The 16,468-nt window shown below is 72.4% G+C and carries 12 protein-coding genes and 1 pseudogene; 10 read left to right on the top strand and 3 right to left on the bottom strand.

Annotated features, from left to right (window positions below; translation table 11 throughout):
- The first annotated feature begins 56 nt into the window (after nt 1–56).
- The 3 genes from iolC (at nt 57) to mmsA (ending at nt 4,924) form a co-directional block, all read left to right on the top strand.
- A complete protein-coding gene (iolC, locus tag JS756_RS29345; protein WP_205386275.1) occupies nt 57–1,013 on the top strand; it encodes a 5-dehydro-2-deoxygluconokinase in 957 nt (318 codons plus the stop codon).
- 510 nt (nt 1,014–1,523) lie between these two features.
- Nucleotides 1,524–3,407 carry a 3D-(3,5/4)-trihydroxycyclohexane-1,2-dione acylhydrolase (decyclizing) gene (iolD, locus tag JS756_RS29340; protein WP_205386274.1) on the top strand — a complete coding sequence of 628 codons (1,884 nt, stop codon included), beginning with the start codon at nt 1,524–1,526 and terminating at the stop codon, nt 3,405–3,407.
- A gap of 14 nt (nt 3,408–3,421) precedes the next feature.
- Nucleotides 3,422–4,924 carry a CoA-acylating methylmalonate-semialdehyde dehydrogenase gene (gene mmsA / locus JS756_RS29335; protein ID WP_205386273.1) on the top strand — a complete coding sequence of 501 codons (1,503 nt, stop codon included), beginning with the start codon at nt 3,422–3,424 and terminating at the stop codon, nt 4,922–4,924.
- Nucleotides 4,925–4,983: 59 nt separating this feature from the next.
- Here the strand turns inward: mmsA and JS756_RS29330 are convergent, their stop codons facing one another.
- Nucleotides 4,984–5,814 carry an SCO4651 family lipoprotein gene (locus JS756_RS29330; protein ID WP_205386272.1) on the bottom strand — a complete coding sequence of 277 codons (831 nt, stop codon included), beginning with the start codon at nt 5,812–5,814 and terminating at the stop codon, nt 4,984–4,986.
- A gap of 341 nt (nt 5,815–6,155) precedes the next feature.
- On the opposite strand from JS756_RS29330, the gene JS756_RS29325 reads away from it, so the two are divergent.
- From JS756_RS29325 to JS756_RS29310, 4 genes and pseudogenes are all read left to right on the top strand, one after another.
- Entirely contained in the window at nt 6,156–7,556 is a 1,401-nt protein-coding gene (locus JS756_RS29325) for an APC family permease (RefSeq protein ID WP_205386271.1), read from the top strand.
- A gap of 111 nt (nt 7,557–7,667) precedes the next feature.
- Nucleotides 7,668–10,320 (top strand): annotated as a pseudogene (locus tag JS756_RS29320) (alpha/beta fold hydrolase).
- Entirely contained in the window at nt 10,317–11,171 is an 855-nt protein-coding gene (locus JS756_RS29315) for an ABC transporter permease (protein ID WP_205386270.1), read from the top strand. Before JS756_RS29320 ends, JS756_RS29315 begins: the two are co-directional and overlap by 4 nt.
- 265 nt (nt 11,172–11,436) lie before the next feature.
- The gene (locus JS756_RS29310) at nt 11,437–12,957 is read left to right on the top strand and encodes a vWA domain-containing protein (protein ID WP_205386269.1); all 1,521 of its coding nucleotides are present in this window, start codon (nt 11,437–11,439) and stop codon (nt 12,955–12,957) included.
- Between the two features lie 293 nt (nt 12,958–13,250).
- Here the strand turns inward: JS756_RS29310 and JS756_RS29305 are convergent, their stop codons facing one another.
- A complete protein-coding gene (locus JS756_RS29305) occupies nt 13,251–13,655 on the bottom strand; it encodes a rodlin (RefSeq protein WP_205386268.1) in 405 nt (134 codons plus the stop codon).
- Between the two features lie 314 nt (nt 13,656–13,969).
- Nucleotides 13,970–14,374, bottom strand: a complete 405-nt coding sequence (locus JS756_RS29300; RefSeq protein ID WP_205386267.1) for a rodlin — start codon at nt 14,372–14,374, stop codon at nt 13,970–13,972.
- 260 nt (nt 14,375–14,634) lie between these two features.
- On the opposite strand from JS756_RS29300, the gene JS756_RS29295 reads away from it, so the two are divergent.
- The 3 genes from JS756_RS29295 to JS756_RS29285 all read left to right on the top strand — a co-directional run.
- Nucleotides 14,635–15,045 carry a rodlin gene (locus JS756_RS29295; RefSeq protein ID WP_205386266.1) on the top strand — a complete coding sequence of 137 codons (411 nt, stop codon included), beginning with the start codon at nt 14,635–14,637 and terminating at the stop codon, nt 15,043–15,045.
- Nucleotides 15,046–15,395: 350 nt separating this feature from the next.
- Entirely contained in the window at nt 15,396–15,623 is a 228-nt protein-coding gene (locus tag JS756_RS29290; RefSeq protein WP_205386265.1) for a chaplin, read from the top strand.
- A gap of 134 nt (nt 15,624–15,757) precedes the next feature.
- On the top strand, nt 15,758–16,468 hold a 711-nt coding region (locus JS756_RS29285; protein ID WP_240204547.1), incomplete at its 3' end, for a chaplin.

Below are 16,468 nucleotides of genomic sequence, written 5' to 3'. Positions count from 1 at the left end.
GCGCCGGGAAACCGACGGAACGCCTGCGGACAGCCACGGGACACGAAGGGAAGCCGATGGGGTACGACCTGATCACCATGGGCCGGATCGGCGTGGACCTGTATCCGCTCCAGACCGGTGTCCCGCTGTCCGAGGTCACGTCGTTCGGCAAGTTCCTGGGCGGCTCGGCCACCAACGTGGCCGTCGCGGCGGCCCGCCTCGGCCGCCGTACGGCCGTGATCACCCGCACCGGCGACGACCCCTTCGGCGCCTACCTCCACGAGGCGCTGCGCGGCTTCGGCGTGGACGACCGCTGGGTCACGCCGGTGCCCGGCCTGCCCACACCGGTCACCTTCTGCGAGGTCTTCCCGCCGGACGACTTCCCGCTCTACTTCTACCGCCGGCCCAAGGCCCCCGACCTGGAGATCGAGGCCCGCGATCTCGACCTCGACGCGATCCGCGCCGCCCGCATCTTCTGGGTCACCGGAACGGGCCTGAGCGAGGAGCCCAGCCGGGCGGCGACACTGGCGGCCCTCGCCCACCGGGCCGGGGCCGGGGTCGGCCCGACGGTCCTCGACCTGGACTGGCGCCCCATGTTCTGGCGGGACCCCGAGTCGGCGCGCCCGTTCTACACCGAGGCCCTGCGGTACGCCACCGTCGCCGTGGGCAACCTCGACGAGGTGGAGGTCGCCACCGGTGTCCGTGAGCCGCACGCCGCCGCCCGAGCCCTGCTGGACATCGGCGTGGACCTGGCCGTGGTGAAGCAGGGCCCCAAGGGCGTCCTCGCCGTCGGCCGCGACGGCGAGCAGGCCGAAGTGCCGCCTCTGCCGGTCGAGGTGCTCAACGGCCTCGGTGCCGGAGACGCCTTCGGGGGGTCGCTGTGCCACGGGCTGCTCGCCGGCTGGGACCTGGACCGGACCGTGCGCCACGCGAACGCCGCGGGCGCCATCGTCGCCTCCCGCCTGGAGTGCTCCTCGGCGATGCCGACACCGCGCGAGGTGCAGGCCGCCCTCGACGAGGGAGCGGTCCGGTGAGGGCCGGCCGGGCCGGTGGCGGCCGGGCGCCGCAGGACGACAGGAGGCGCGGCGCAACGCGCCCGCCCGTCGCGGGCGGCGCGGCCGCCGCCCCCGGGCTGCCGCGCCCGCCGGACGCGGCCCGGCCGGCGGAGGTACCGGCCCGGGGCCGTTGTGACGGCCCGCAACTACCCCGCTCCCCACGGTGCTTGTACCGTGCAGGGAGAGCGCGGCACCACGGGAACACCCACCACCCTGATCGCCTCCGGCGCGGGAGACCGCTTCGCCCTGGCAGGAGCGAAGTGCGAGCGACGACTCCCCGCCCGCTACGGCCCCGCGCCGGAGGTCCCGAACGGCTGCGGCCACCCGTGCGTATTCCCCAGGTGTGAGAGCGGATCCGGGGCCCGGCGGGTCATCGTGGAATCCACGGCTCTCACCGGGACCGCCCGGACCACACGGACCACACGGACCGGCCGGTCGCCCCGAACCACCGGACCACCCGGACCACCCGGACCACACGGAGGGTTGCCGATGACTTCGACGACGAGGCTCACGGTCGCACAGGCGCTCGTCCGGTTCCTCGCCGCGCAGTACGCGGAGCGGGACGGCGTACGCCACCGGCTGATCGCTGCGACCTGGGGCATCTTCGGCCACGGGAACGTCGCCGGGATCGGCCAGGCGCTCGTCGAGCACGCCGGCGACATGCCCTACCACCAGGGCCGCAACGAGCAGGCGATGGTGCACGCGGCCGTCGGCTACGCGCGGCAGTCGGGCCGGCTGTCCACCCACGCGGTGACCACCTCGATCGGCCCCGGCGCGACCAACCTGGTCACCGGCGCCGCCCTGGCCACCGTCAACCACCTGCCCGTGCTGCTGCTGCCCGGCGACGTCTTCGCCACCCGTCCCGCCGATCCGGTGCTCCAGCAGCTCCAGGTGCCGTACGCGGGTGACGTGTCGGTCAACGACTGCCTGCGGCCCGTGTCGAGGTACTTCGACCGCGTGACCCGCCCGGAAGCTCTGATCCCGTCCGCCCTGGAGGCCGTGCGCGTGCTCACCGACCCGGTGGAGACCGGCGCGGTCACCCTCGCCCTGCCCCAGGACGTGCAGGCCGAGGCGTACGACTGGCCCAACGGCCTCTTCGCCGAGCGCGTGTGGGTCGTGCGGCGGCCCGGCGCGGACCCGACCGAGCTGGCCGAGGCCGTGACCGCGATCCGGACGGCCCGCAGGCCGCTGGTGATCGCGGGCGGCGGCGTCCACCACAGCCGCGCCGAGCAGGCCCTCGCCGAGTTCGCCGGGAACACCGGCATTCCCGTGGCCTCCACGCAGGCGGGCAAGGGCTCCCTGAACCACGACCACCCCCAGGACGTCGGAGGCATCGGCCACACCGGCACCGCCACCGCCGACGAACTCGCCCGCACCGCCGACCTCGTGATCGGGGTCGGAACCAGGTACACCGACTTCACGACCGCCTCCGGCACCCTGTTCGAGCGGCCGGAGGTCCGGTTCCTCAACCTCAACATCGCGTCCCGCGACGGCCACAAGCTCGCCGGGATGCCGTTGATCGCGGACGCCCGCAGCGGACTGGAGGAGCTCACCGAGGCACTGCTGATGCACGCCCATCGCGTCGCCGACTCCTACGTCGCCGAGTACACCGAGGACAAGGAGCGCTGGGAGCAGCGCGTCGACGCCTGCTTCGAGGCCGACGAGCCCGACGTACGGCCGACGCAGCCGCAGCTCCTGGGCGCCCTGGACGCGGTGGTCGACGAGACGGACATCGTCGTCAACGCGGCCGGGTCCCTCCCCGGCGACCTGCACAAGCTGTGGCGGGCCCGGTCGGCGGACCAGTACCACCTGGAGTACGGCTACTCCTGCATGGGCTACGAGATCCCCGCCGCGATCGGCGTGAAGCTCGCCGCCCCCCACCGGCCGGTGTGGGCGCTGGTCGGCGACGGCACCTACCTGATGAATCCGACGGAGCTCGTCACCGCCGTGCAGGAGGGGATCGCGATCAAGGTGGTGATCGTGCAGAACCACGGGTACGCGTCCATCGGCGGGCTGTCGGAGGCGGTGGGCGGCGAGCGGTTCGGCACCGCGTACCGCTTCCGGGCGGACGACGGCACCTACACGGGGGCGCCGCTGCCCGTCGATCTCGCCGCCAACGCCGCCAGCCTGGGCATGCGGGTGCTGCGTGCGAAGACCGTGCGGGATCTGCGCGCGGCCCTGGCGGAGGCGCGGGTCGCCGACACTCCCACATGTGTCTACGTCGAGACCCAAACGGCAGACACAGTGTCGGGCGCGCCGCCCGCGCAGGCCTGGTGGGATGTACCTGTGGCCGAGACCGCGGCCCGACCGTCGGCGGTCAAGGCACGTGAGCTGTACGAACGGCACGTCTCGACCCGACGCCGCCATCTGTGAAGGAGTTACCGGGCATGACGAAGATCGTCAACCACTGGATCGGCGGCAAGGCCGTCGAGGGCACGTCGGGCAGCTTCGGGCCGGTCACCGACCCGGCGACCGGCGAGGTCACCACGCAGGTCGCCTTCGCCTCGGTGGAGGAGGTGGACGCGGCGGTCGCGGCGGCCCGGGACGCCTTCGCCACCTGGGGGCAGTCCTCGCTGGCCCAGCGCACGTCCATCCTCTTCCGCTTCCGGGCGCTGCTGGACGCGCACCGCGACGAGATCGCCGAGCTGATCACCGCCGAGCACGGCAAGGTGCACTCCGACGCGCTCGGCGAGGTGGCCCGCGGCCTGGAGATCGTCGACCTGGCGTGCGGCATCAACGTGCAGCTGAAGGGCGAGCTGTCGACGCAGGTCGCCAGCCGGGTGGACGTGGCAGCGATCCGGCAGCCGCTGGGCGTCGTGGTGGGCATCACGCCGTTCAACTTCCCGGCGATGGTTCCGATGTGGATGTTCCCGCTCGCCATCGCCTGCGGCAACACGTTCGTGCTGAAGCCGAGCGAGAAGGACCCGTCGGCGGCCGTCCGGCTCGCCGAACTGCTCGCCGAGGCAGGGCTGCCGGACGGCGTGTTCAACGTCGTGCACGGCGACAAGGTGGCCGTGGACCGGCTCCTGGAGCACCCGGACGTCAGGGCCGTGTCCTTCGTCGGCTCGACCCCGATCGCCCGCCACATCCACACCACGGCCTCCGCCAACGGCAAGCGCGTGCAGGCCCTGGGCGGCGCGAAGAACCACATGCTGGTCCTCCCGGACGCCGACCTGGACGCCGCCGCGGACGCCGCCGTGTCCGCCGCCTACGGCTCGGCGGGCGAGCGCTGCATGGCGATCTCCGCGGTCGTGGCGGTCGGTTCGATCGGCGACGAACTGGTGGACAAGATCCGCGAGCGGGCCGAGAAGATCAAGATCGGTCCCGGCAACGACCCGGCGTCCGAGATGGGCCCGCTGATCACCGCCGCGCACCGCGACAAGGTCGCCTCCTACGTCGAGGGCGCGGCGGCCGAGGGTGCCGAGGTGGTCCTGGACGGCACCGGCCACACCGTCGAGGGCTTCGAGGACGGCCACTGGATCGGCATCTCACTGCTCGACAAGGTGCCGACCGGCGCCAAGGCCTACCAGGACGAGATCTTCGGCCCGGTGCTGTGCGTGCTGCGCGTCGACACCTACGAGGACGGCGTGGCGCTGATCAACGCCTCCCCGTTCGGCAACGGCACCGCGATCTTCACCAGGGACGGCGGCGCCGCCCGCCGCTTCCAGCTGGAGATCGAGGCCGGCATGGTCGGCGTCAACGTCCCGATCCCGGTGCCGGTCGGCTACCACTCCTTCGGCGGGTGGAAGGACTCGCTCTTCGGCGACCACCACATCTACGGCAACGACGGCACCCACTTCTACACCCGCGGCAAGGTCGTCACGACCCGCTGGCCGGACCCGGCCGACGCCCCGGCCGGCGTGGACCTGGGCTTCCCCCGCAACCACTGACGACCGTCCGGTGCCCCGCCCCTCCACACGGAAGGGCGGGGCACGGCCGTTGTCCGGGTTCAGCCCTGCTGCCGGGCCTTCACCTGCTCGGTGAGGTCGCCCGTCTCGGCGGCGGGCGGCGCCTGGATCTTCGTGCTGCCGCCGAACTTCTCGAAGTCGATCGTGACGGTCGCCCTGCCGAAGTGCTGGGTCATGCGGACCGGCAGGTCCTTGTCGTTGACCCAGACGTCCATGGTGATCGCGTCGACCCCGCCGGCGACCGAGTTGAGCAGGTTGTTCTGGTCGCCGTAGGCATCCTTGAACTTGCCCATGTGGTCCTTGTCGACGACCGCCTTGTAGTGGGTCGCGCTCTGCCCGTCGACCTTCTCCTTGCCGAGGTCCTCGACGTCGTTGGCGTAGCGCAGGCCCTTCATGGAGGCCGACGGGCTGTCCCCGGAGCCGTCGAATGCCTGGGCGCCCTTGTCGCCGAAGATCGCGGAGGCGTCGATCTTCATCCACTCCTTGCCCTGGAGCGGGCCGGAGGGCTGCGGGTCGATGTCGTAGTAGTAGGCGCCGTCGACGAACAGCGTGCGGGTCCGGGGAGCAGCGTGCAACTGCTGCATCTGGACCGCCGCGGTGTCCATCTCGACGTCGAACGCGTAGCCGTCGCCCCAGGAGTAGGTGCCCTCCATGGCGATCGGCTTGCCGTTGCCCATGTCGGTGCTCATCTTCACCTGAGCCGACCCGATCTCCTCGGTCCGGTCGCTGGCTCGCATGAGCGCCGCCATGATCGAGTCGGCCTTGTCGGCGACCTCGGCCGCCTTCTCGGCCGAGTCCGCTCCGCAGGCGGACGTCGCCATCAGCGCCGCTGCCGTGAGCCCCACCCAGACCGTGCCGTGCTTCAGCCTCATCTTCCCCACCCGTTGCGTCTGTGTTCCGACTGTGCACACCGACTGTAGCGACAGCCTCCGACAGCTGTCCGGATAGCGGACATCCTGACGTTCTTTTGACGTCCGCGCTGCGGTTCCCGTACGGACCTTCGACCCGTGGAAGTCCGGCAGGAGTGACGTACAGGCGATCAGAAGCCGATCAAGGCAACGGAATCCGTAGGCAAACGGCTATTGACGCCGCGGTTTTCGTCGGGATTCCATGCAGCGCCGGGAGCGAACCACGCAGCGCACCACCCAGCCGCCGGAGGCGATAGCAGCGCTCCCGTCCGAACCACCCCGCACGAGTCGATCGGAACCGCCGCATGACCGACACGCTCCGCCCTGCCGCACCAGCCGTCCCCGAGACGGAGGACGGCGGTCCCCGGACACTCAAGCGTTCCATCGGCGTCGTCGGCGGCACCCTGCTGACCCTGTCCTGCGTGACCCCCGCCTCCACGCTCTTCGTCGTCGTCCCCGACCTGTTCGGCTCGCTGGGCACCGCGACCGCCCTGACGATCGCCATCGGCTCCCTCCTCTGCATCGCCGTGGCCTTCTGCTACTCGGAGCTGGGCACCCTCATCCCCAGCGCGGGCGGCGAGTACGCCATGGTCTCCACGATGGCCGGACGCCTCGCCGGCTGGCTCGTCTTCGTGCTCTCCCTGCTGGTCGTGATGATCGTCCCGCCGGTCATCGCGATGGGCACCGCCGACTACCTGGCCCCCGTCGTCCACCTCGACCCGTCCCTGACCGGCGCCGGCGTCATGCTGCTGGCCACCCTCGCCGGACTGCTCGACCTGCGCGCCAACGCCTGGATCACCGGCATCTTCCTGGTCCTGGAGGTCATCGCCGCGGCCGTCGTCGCCGTGCTGGGCTTCGCACACGGCCACCGGGGCGCCGACAGCCTGCTCTCCCTCCAGGTGGCCGGCGCGGACGGCCACACCGACACCGTCACCGCCATGCTGGTCGTCTCCGGCCTCGCCATCGCCCTCTTCGTCACGCAGGGCTTCTCGACGGCCGTCTACCTCTCCGAGGAACTGGAGGAGCCGCGACGCAACGTCGCCCGCACCGTCCTCGCCACTCTCGCCATCTCCTCCGTGATCATCCTGGTGCCGGTCGCCGCGATCACCATGGGCGCGACGGACCTCGCCGAACTGACCGGCGGCGACATCGGCTCCATGGTCACCGCCTGGTCGAACTCCGCCGTCGGCACCTTCGTCAGCCTCTGCGTCGCCCTCGCGATCGTCAACGCCGGCATCGTCATGGTCATCCAGAACTCGCGCGTCCTGTTCGCCTCCGCCCGCGACAAGGCCTGGCCCGAGCCGGTCAACGACGTCTTCGTCAAGCTCGGCCGGTTCGGCTCCCCCTGGGTGTCCACGCTCGCCGTCGGTGTCCCCGGCGCGGCGCTGTGCTTCGTCGACCTGGACACGCTGTACGGCGTGACCGGCGTGTCCGTGACCGCCATGTACCTGCTCGTGGCGGTGGCGGCCCTGCTCTGCCGCCGCGGCGCCCACGGGGCGACCCCCGCCTGGCGCATGCCGCTGTGGCCCGCCGTGCCCGTCCTGCTGATCGCCGTCCTCGCCTACATCCTCGCCCGGCAGGAGGCCGCCTACCTGCTGTGGACCGGCGGCATCACCGCCGCGGCCACCCTGTACTGGGCCCTGTACCTGAGGCCGCGCCGCGACACCCGCTGGCTGGTGTCGATCCCCGAGGACGCCCGCGCCTGACCGCGTACCGCGAGCGCGGTACGCCCGGCCCCTCCGTACTCCCGCAGGAGGGGCGGCCGTTCCACCCCCGGGACCGCGCCGGCCGCCGGGAGCGGCCCGTACGGTTGAGGCATGGATCTTCGCCCGCCCCTGCGGCGGATACTGCGCGCGCCCCGGCGCCTCCTGGCCGCCGGGGCCGCCGTCGTGATCCTCGCCGGGGCCGGCACCTGGACCGTGGCCTCGGCCGTCGCCTCCGACGAGGCCCCCGCGGTGCACCGCACCGACCAGATCATGGCCCTGGGCGACGGCGTGCGCCTGGACACCTCCTACTTCACCCCCGGCACCGCCGGCCGCCACCCGGCCGTCCTGCTGGGCCACGGCTTCGGCGGCAGCAAGGAGGACGTCCGCCGGCAGGCCGAGGACCTCGCCGGATCCGGATACGCCGTGCTGACCTGGTCGGCCCGCGGCTTCGGACGGTCCACCGGCAAGATCGGGCTGAACGACCCGCACGGCGAGGTTGCCGACGTCTCCCGGCTCGTCGACTGGCTGGCCCGGCGGCCCGAGGTCCGGCTCGACCGCGCCGGCGACCCCCGCGTCGGCATGGCCGGCGCCTCCTACGGCGGTGCGATCGCCCTGCTGGCCGCCGGGTACGACTCCCGCGTCGACGCCATCGCCCCGTCGATCACCTACTGGAACCTGGCCGACGCCCTCCTGCCCAACGGCGTGTTCAAGAAGCTGTGGGCCGGACTCTTCGTCAGCAGCGGCGGCGGCTGCGCCCGCTTCGAGCCCGCACTGTGCCGGATGTACGAGCGGATCGCCGAGTCAGGCACCCCTGACGCACAGGCCCGCACCCTCCTGGAGCAGCGGTCGCCGTCCGCGATCGGCGACCGGATCAAGGTGCCCACCCTGCTGGTGCAGGGCCAGACCGACTCGCTCTTCCCGCTCGGCCAGGCCGACGCCGCGGCACGGGCGATCCGGGCGAACGGCGCCCCCGTGGACGTCGACTGGATCGCCGGCGGCCACGACGGCGGCGACCTGGAGCGCACCCGCGTCCAGGCCCGGGTCACCGCCTGGTTCGACCGCTACCTCAAGGACGGCAAGGGCACCGCGACCGGCCCCGGATTCCGCGTCACCCGTACCGGAGGCATCGACTCCACCGACGGGGCCGCCCGGCTGCGGGGGGCGAGCGCCGACACCTACCCCGGCCTGCGCAACGCACCGCGGAACATCCCGCTCACCGGGCGGGCGCAGCGCGTCACCCACCCCGCCGGCGCGACCCCGCCCGCGGTCTCCGCCCTGCCCGGCCTCGGCGCGGGCGGCGGCCTCGCCCGGCTGTCCTCCCTCGGCGTCGGCGTCTCGCTCGACTTCCCCGGCCAGTACGCGTCGTTCGAGTCCGCACCCCTGGCCGACGACCTCCGTATCACCGGCACCCCGACCGCGACCCTCCACGTCACGTCCACCCGCGACGACGCCGTCCTCTTCGGCAAGGTCTACGACGTCGGCCCCGACGGCGGCCGGCCCGTCCTGCCCGCCCGGCTCGTGACCCCCCTGCGCGTGCAGGGCGCCCGGTCCGGCAAGGACGTCACCCTGACCCTCCCGGCCATCGACCACCAGGTGCGGAAGGGCCACCGCCTGCGGCTCGTCGTCGCCTCCACCGACCTGGGCTACGCCTCCCCGGCCGCCCCGGCCACCTACACGGTCACCCTGAGGGGAGACCTGTCGGTCCCCACCGCCCCCGGCGTCCGAACCGCCCCGGCCCCCCTGCCGTCCTGGGTGTGGTGGCTGCCCCTGACGGGCGCCGCCGCCGCGTCGGCCCTGCTGCTGTCGGGCCGCCGCCGCACCACCGCCCCCGCACCCGACCCCGGCCTGGCCGACGTGCCGCTGGAGATCACCGGTCTGACCAAGCGGTACGCCGGCGCCCGTGACCGGTACGCCGTGCGCGACCTGACCTTCCGTGTGGAGCAGGGCCAGGTGCTCGGCCTGCTCGGCCCCAACGGCGCGGGCAAGACGACCACACTGCGCATGCTGATGGGCCTGATCCGGCCCGACGGCGGCGAGATCCGTGTCTTCGGCCACGGCGTCCGCCCCGGCGCACCCGTGCTGTCCCGGGTCGGCGCCTTCGTCGAGGGTGCCGGCTTCCTGCCGCACCTGTCCGGCCGGGAGAACCTGGACCTGTACTGGCGGGCCACCGGCCGCCCGGCCGAGGACGCCCACCTCGACGAGGCACTGCGGATCGCCGACCTCGGCGACGCCCTCGAACGGGCCGTGCGCACCTACTCGCAGGGCATGCGGCAGCGCCTGGCCATCGCCCAGGCCATGCTGGGCCTGCCCGACCTGCTCATCCTCGACGAGCCGACCAACGGCCTCGACCCGCCGCAGATCCGCGAGATGCGCGAGGTGATGATCCGGTACGCGGCCGGCGGGCGCACGGTGATCGTCTCCAGTCACCTGCTCGCGGAGGTCGAGCAGTCCTGCACCCACCTGGTCGTCATGGACCGCGGCCGGCTCGTCCAGGCCGGCCCGGTCGGCGAGATCGTCGGAGCCGGCGACACCCTGCTCGTCGGCACCGCCGCCCCCGTGCCGGACCAGGTGTTGGAGAAGCTCGGCGCGCTGCCCGGCGTCGCCTCCGCCGTGCGGGCCGACGAAGGACTCCTGATCCGGCTGGACGCCGACGGCACCGCCGCCCGCCTGGTCGCCGACCTGGTCCGGCTCGACCGTGAACTCGGCCGGCCCGCACCGCCGTCTGGAAGACGCCTTCCTCACCCTGATCGGAGGCTCGGCATGAGCTCGCGCACCGAGGCCGCCCCCGGCTACCGGGCCCGCCGCACCCTGCCGCTCCGCGTCGAGCTGGTCCGCCAGCTCACCCGCCGCCGCACGCTGGTCATGGCCGGTGTCCTCGCCGCCCTGCCCTTCGTGCTGCTGACGGCCTTCGCGATCGGCAGGGAGCCGGGCAGCCGCAACGGCGCCCTCACCCTCATGGACACCGCCACCGCGTCCGGCGCCAACTTCGCCGCCGTCAACCTGTTCGTCTCCGCGGGCTTCCTCCTGGTCATCCCGGTCGCCCTGTTCTGCGGGGACACGGTGGCGTCGGAGGCGTCCTGGTCCTCCCTGCGCTACCTGCTGGCGGCACCGGTGCCCCGGGCCCGGCTGCTCGCCTCCAAGCTCGCCGTGGGCCTCGGGCTCAGCCTGGCCGCGATGCTGCTGCTGCCGCTGGTCGCCCTGGCCGTCGGCACGGCCGCCTACGGCTGGGGCCCGCTGGAACTGCCCACGGGCGGCGCGCTGGACGCGGGCACGGCGGCGCAGCGGCTCGTGGTCGTCGTGGCCTACCTGTTCGTGTCCCAACTGGTCACCGCGGGACTGGCGTTCTGGCTGTCGACGAGGACGGACGCCCCGCTCGGCGCGGTCGGCGGCGCCGTCGGGCTGACCATCGTCGGCAACGTCCTCGACGCCGTCACCGCGCTCGGCCACTGGCGCGACTTCCTGCCCGCGCACTGGCAGTTCGCCTGGGCGGACGTGGTGCAGCCCCGCCCGGAGTGGTCCGGGACGATCCAGGGCGCCGTCCTCTCCGTCACGTACGCGCTCGTGCTGTTCGCCCTGGCGTTCCGCGGCTTCGCCCGCAAGGACGTGGTCAGCTGAGGGCGCCGGGGAACTCGTGCCGCCCCCGCCCCGCCGGCGACGGCGCCCTTCGCCGCAGGCCCCGGTGCGACCGGAAGGGCCCGCCGCGGGCCGGTGAACCCCTCCGGTCGCGGCCCGGATCACCGGAGGATCACCTAACGGTCCCGACGGCCCCCGCCGTGCCCTGTTCGAGATCGATCCGCAACGCCCCGTCCCGCACGCTCCCCTCCCCCGAGCCGTCACAGTCGTCGAAGGCGACGTCAACCGATTCAGGGGGAAACGGATCATGAAGCGGTACCGGACACGACGGCTGCGCGGCGCCCTGCTCGCTCTCACCGCACTCGGCGGTCTGCTGCTCACCGGATGCAGCTCGGGAGGCATCGGCGACTCGGCCGCCGACAAGAGGGGCGGGCTCCCGGCACCCGCCCCGAACCGCACCGGGGCCGACGGCCGGACGCCCGAGAACGGGCCGGGGTCCGGTGCGCCGCCGGACTTCCTCTCCACCTTCGCCCTCGACGTCGACACCGCCTCCTACGACTACGCCCGCCGCCTGCTGTCCGAGGGCCGGCGGCCCGATCCCGGCCAGGTGCGTCCCGAGGAGTTCGTCAACAGCTTCCGCCAGGACTACCCGCGGCCCGACGGCAACGGCTTCACCGTGACCGTCGACGGCGCCCGGACCGGTGACGGCGACTGGTCCCTGGTCCGCGTCGGCCTCGCCACCCGCCCGGCGGGCTCCGACGCCGAACGCCCGCCCGCCGCGCTGACCTTCGTCATCGACGTCTCCGGCTCCATGGACGAACCGGGCCGCCTCGACCTCGCGCGGAAGGCCCTCGGCGTGATGACCGACCGGCTGCGCGACGACGACTCGGTGGCCCTGGTCACCTTCACCGACGAGGCGCGGACGGTCCTGCCCATGACCCGCCTCGACGGTCATCGCGGGAAGATCCACGCCGCGATCGACGGCCTCCGGGCCCGCGAGTCCACCAACCTCGGCGCCGGTGTGCGCACCGGCTACGACACCGCCGTCGAGGGCCTGCGCAAGGGCGCCACCAACCGGGTCGTCCTGATCTCCGACGCACTCGCCAACACCGGCGACACCGACCCGGACTCCATCCTGGAGCGCATCTCCTCCGCCCGCCGCGAGCACGGCATCACCCTCTTCGGCGTCGGCGTCGGCAGCGACTACGGCGACGCCCTCATGGAACGCCTCGCCGACAAGGGCGACGGCCACACCGTGTACGTGTCGGACGAGGAGCGGGCCCGCAGGGTGTTCAGCGAGGAACTCACGCGGAACGTCGACCTCACAGCCCGCGACGCCAAGGCGCAGGTCGCCTTCGACCCCGGCACGGTCGCCGAGTTCCGGCTGATCGGCTACGACGACCGGCGGGTCGCCGACGACGACTTCCGTGACGACCGGGTCGACGGCGGCGAGGTCGGCCCCGGCCACACCGTCACCGCTGTGTACGCCGTCCGCACCGTGCCCGGTGCCCGCGGCCGTCTGGCGACCGCCACGGTGCGCTGGCTCGACCCCGACTCCCGCACCCCGCACGAGCGGTCCGGGCAGTTGGAGACCGGTTCGCTGACGGACGACGTGTGGCGGGCGAGCCCCCGCTTCCAGGTGACGGCGACGGCGGCGTACTTCGCCGACGCCCTGCGCTCGCCCGACCCCCGCCACGGCACCCTGCCGGGCGCCCCGGCCCTGGACCGCCTCGCCGAGCACGCCGACCGCCTCGCGCGGACCACGGAGGACGAGGACGTACGCCGGCTCGCCGACGCCGTCCACCAGGCGTCCCGCCACCGGGACTGAGCGCTCCGCCGGGGGCGTCCGCCGGGGGCGTCCGCCGGGGGCGTCCGCCGTGCGATGTCCGTCGACCGCAGCGCCGTCGTGGCCGGTCGCGCGGTTCCTCCCGCCCCTTCGGGGGCGCCGCCGCACCCTCGGTGGACCTCGCCCGAGCTGCCGACGGTATCGGCCCCGCAGGGTCGTCGACACGGGTCACCGCGCCTGCGGCAGCCCGCGGCGCCCGCGTCCGGGGCGTCCGGACATGCGAACGGCGGGCCACCGGGAGGAACCGGTGGCCCGCCGTGCGGTGCAAAGGCCGGTCAGCCGTTGCCCGCGCCGTTGCCCGACAGGGTCGAGATGTCGTCCAGGATGTGCGACAGCGGCTCGTCGCCCTTGGCCTGGGTGGAGTTCTCGACGCACTGCTGGTTCTGCGGCGCGGACAGGATCGGGATGTCCTGGAAGGCGGTGCCGGTGCCGGTGAGCGTCTGCGTGTTGAGCTTCGCAGGCAGGCCGACGCAGGGCTTGTTGAGGGAGCCCTGGACCAGCGACAGCTGCGGGCTCATGTCGCCCTTGGTCACCGAGTTGCCGAACTCCTGCGAAGCGCCGTTGCCGCTGGCGGAGGTGGTGCCGCTGTCGTCACCGATGGCGAGAGCCTGGGGGGCGGTCACCGCCGACATGCCGGCGATGGAGGCGGCAAGAGCCGCGGTCGCCCACAGCTTCTTCATAATCGTTCCCTTCGAAAGGCGGACTCCGGGGGAGGAGTTGCATGATCGTCAACGCGCGCAGGCCTTCCGGGTTTCGGCTTGTACCCCGAACGGAGTAGCGCATTCCGGGTCAGGTGCGAGCCTCGCTCGCGCCCCGGCGGGCTCCCCGGGGCGCGCCACCGCCCCGCAGGCCGCCACGGACCTGGTCCTGCGGGCGACGGCAGGGGCCCGGGTCCGCCGTCACGGCCCTGACAGGCGAGCGGGCCGCCGATGTGGTCGGCGGCCCGCTCGCGGGGCCCGAGAGCCTGGGCCCCGAGGCTGTTCAGAACAGATGCTCAGTGGTTGGCGGCACCGTTGCCCGAGAGGGTCGCGATGTCGTCCAGGATGTGCGACAGCGGCTCGTCGCCCTTGGCCTGGGTGGAGTTCTCGACGCACTGCTGGTTCTGCGGCGCGGACAGGATCGGGACGTCCTGGACGCCGACGGTGCCGGTGAGCGACTGCGTGTTGACCTTGGCCGGCAGGCCGATGCAGGGCTTGTTGAAGGAGCCCTGGATGAGCGCCATCTGCGGGCTCATGTTGCCGAACGTGGCGGAGTTGCCGAACGACTGCATGGCCCCGTTGCCGCTGGCGGACGTGGTGCCGTTGTCATTGCCGATGGCCAGGGCCTGCGGCGCGGCGGCGGCAGAGGCGCCCACGATGGAAGCGGCGACCGCGGCGGAAGCCAGTACCTTCTTGATCACTTGTGTGTCCCTTCTGGAGAAACCCCGTCCACCGGAGCGCTCTGGACAACTCCGCCGGGCCTGCTTGGTTGCTGCGATTCACTCCGATGGCCCACGGCGTCGAACAGGTCGGCGCGTTCTCACCCGCTGATGTTGTCCGTGAATTCCCTGACCGCGCACGCACCGATCGGGTGAAGGCCCGCAACCAATCCCCTCCCGCCGGGTTGATGCGGGGGGCAGGAACCCGCGTCTTGGCCAGGAGCCAGGAAAGGAAGTGCGAAATGCTCAAGAAGGCAATGGCCGCGGCGGCGGTCGCAGCGTCCCTCGTCGGCGTGTCGGCGGCGGCGGCCCCCCAGGCGCTCGCCATCGGTGACGACAGCGGCACCACCTCCGCCAGCGGCAACGGTGCTTCGCAAAAGTTCGGCAACTCGGTGACCAAGGGCGACATGAGCCCGCAGCTGTCGCTGGTCCAGGGCTCGCTCAACAAGCCCTGCATCGGTCTGCCGGCCAAGGGCAACGTCCAGAGCATCCTCGAGGTGGCCGACGCCGGCTTCCAGGACATCCCCGTCCTGTCCGCGCCGCAGAACCAGCAGTGCGTCGAGAACTCCACCCAGGCCAAGGGCGACGAGCCGCTGTCGCACATCCTGGACGACATCTCGACCCTGTCGGGCAACGGCGTCCGGAACGGCTGACCCACGCCGCGGCCCCGCGCCCGGACAGCCCCGTGCTTCCTCTGCACGGGCCCGTCCGGGCGCCTCCGCGCGCCGTGCACCGATGTGTTCCTCTGCTTTTCCGATCTTCACCCGGCGCTCGCTCTGCCACTCAGGTGAATCGCTTCCCCTCTTATGGGTCCCCCATGTCGATTCTCTGAAGGCATTCGAGTGAATTCCCCTGCGGCCCCCGTTCCACAGGTTCTCCCGCCGTCTATGTCTCGTTTGCAGCCTGCAGGTCATGGTGCGAGCCGTTCCGGCTGTGCTCGCTCGGTTCGGCCCGTCAACGGCCGGGCCGACATAGGGGCGTGACCGCAGAGAAGGGAAACTCCATGAAGAAGAGCGCCGCAGTCGTCGCGGGCCTCGTCCTGGCTCTCGGCGGTGCCGCCCCGGCCTTCGCCGACGCCGGTGCCTTGGGCGCCGCCATCGGCTCGGGGGGCGTCCTGTCGGGCAACGTCATCCAGATGCCCGTCAACATGCCGATCAACGCGTGCGGCAACTCCTCCGACGTCACCGCCGTGCTGAGCCCGACCTTCGGCAACGTCTGCGTCAACCACTGACGGCTTGACCCACCAGCCGTACGGCTGTGTCGAGGCCGGCCTTGGACAAGTGCTCTCTCCGTACCCAAGGCCGGCCTTTTCCCACTTCTTCAAGCAGGAAGACCACGAGATTGCGACAGACCCTGAGCAGGGGAATGGTCGTGGCCGCAGCTGCGACAAGCATTCTGTCCCTGTATGGAAGTCCAGCCCTAGCCGACACGCATGCAACCGGCGAGGCAATCAACTCTCCCGGCGTGGTGTCCGGGGACGCCGCGGAAGTCCCGGTCGAGGCTCCGGTCAACGCCTGCGGCAACTCGGCCGACCTGATTGCCGCCCTCAGCCCGGCCCTCGGCAACCTCTGCGCCAACGTCTCAGGCGCGGGTCACGCCCATCGTCCCGTCCCCTCCCCGTCGGCGCCGTTCGGCATGTCGTACGCGGAGGATGACCCCGAGGACTCCGACTCCGGTTCCGGTTCCGGCGGTGGCTTCGGTTCCGACGACTCCGACTCCGACTCCGACTCCGGTTACGGCTCGGATTCCGACTCCGGCTACGGTTCCGAGGACTCTGACCCCGGCTCCGGTTCCGGCTACGGGTCCGATGACCCCGACCCCAACTCCCACCCCGACTCCGGCTACGGCTCGGATTCCGACTCCGGCTACGGTTCCGAGGACTCTGACCCCGGCTCCGGTTCCGGTGGTGGCTACGGTTCCGAGGACTCTGACCCCGGCTCCGATTCCGCTGGCGGCTATGGCTCCGGTGGCGGTGACGAGGAAGACTGCGACCAGCCTGGTGGTCATGGCGGTGGTCACCATGGTGGTGGCCATGGTGGCGGCTATGGCTCCGGTGGCGGTGACGAGGAAGACTGC

It is taken from the genome of Streptomyces actuosus, assembly GCF_016921115.1.
Lineage (GTDB): Bacteria > Actinomycetota > Actinomycetes > Streptomycetales > Streptomycetaceae > Streptomyces > Streptomyces actuosus_A.
The sequence above is the reverse complement of the archived record's forward strand: the minus strand, read 5'-3'. Positions and strand labels throughout refer to the sequence as shown.

Bases quoted from the DNA above. Each gene is read 5' to 3' on its own strand.
- iolC (WP_205386275.1), top strand. From the start codon at position 57: ATGGGGTACGACCTGATCACCATGGGCCGGATCGGCGTGGACCTGTAT.
- iolD (WP_205386274.1), top strand. From the start codon at position 1,524: ATGACTTCGACGACGAGGCTCACGGTCGCACAGGCGCTCGTCCGGTTC.
- mmsA (WP_205386273.1), top strand. From the start codon at position 3,422: ATGACGAAGATCGTCAACCACTGGATCGGCGGCAAGGCCGTCGAGGGC.
- JS756_RS29330 (WP_205386272.1), bottom strand. From the start codon at position 5,814: ATGAGGCTGAAGCACGGCACGGTCTGGGTGGGGCTCACGGCAGCGGCG.
- JS756_RS29325 (WP_205386271.1), top strand. From the start codon at position 6,156: ATGACCGACACGCTCCGCCCTGCCGCACCAGCCGTCCCCGAGACGGAG.
- JS756_RS29315 (WP_205386270.1), top strand. From the start codon at position 10,317: ATGAGCTCGCGCACCGAGGCCGCCCCCGGCTACCGGGCCCGCCGCACC.
- JS756_RS29310 (WP_205386269.1), top strand. From the start codon at position 11,437: ATGAAGCGGTACCGGACACGACGGCTGCGCGGCGCCCTGCTCGCTCTC.
- JS756_RS29305 (WP_205386268.1), bottom strand. From the start codon at position 13,655: ATGAAGAAGCTGTGGGCGACCGCGGCTCTTGCCGCCTCCATCGCCGGC.
- JS756_RS29295 (WP_205386266.1), top strand. From the start codon at position 14,635: ATGCTCAAGAAGGCAATGGCCGCGGCGGCGGTCGCAGCGTCCCTCGTC.
- JS756_RS29290 (WP_205386265.1), top strand. From the start codon at position 15,396: ATGAAGAAGAGCGCCGCAGTCGTCGCGGGCCTCGTCCTGGCTCTCGGC.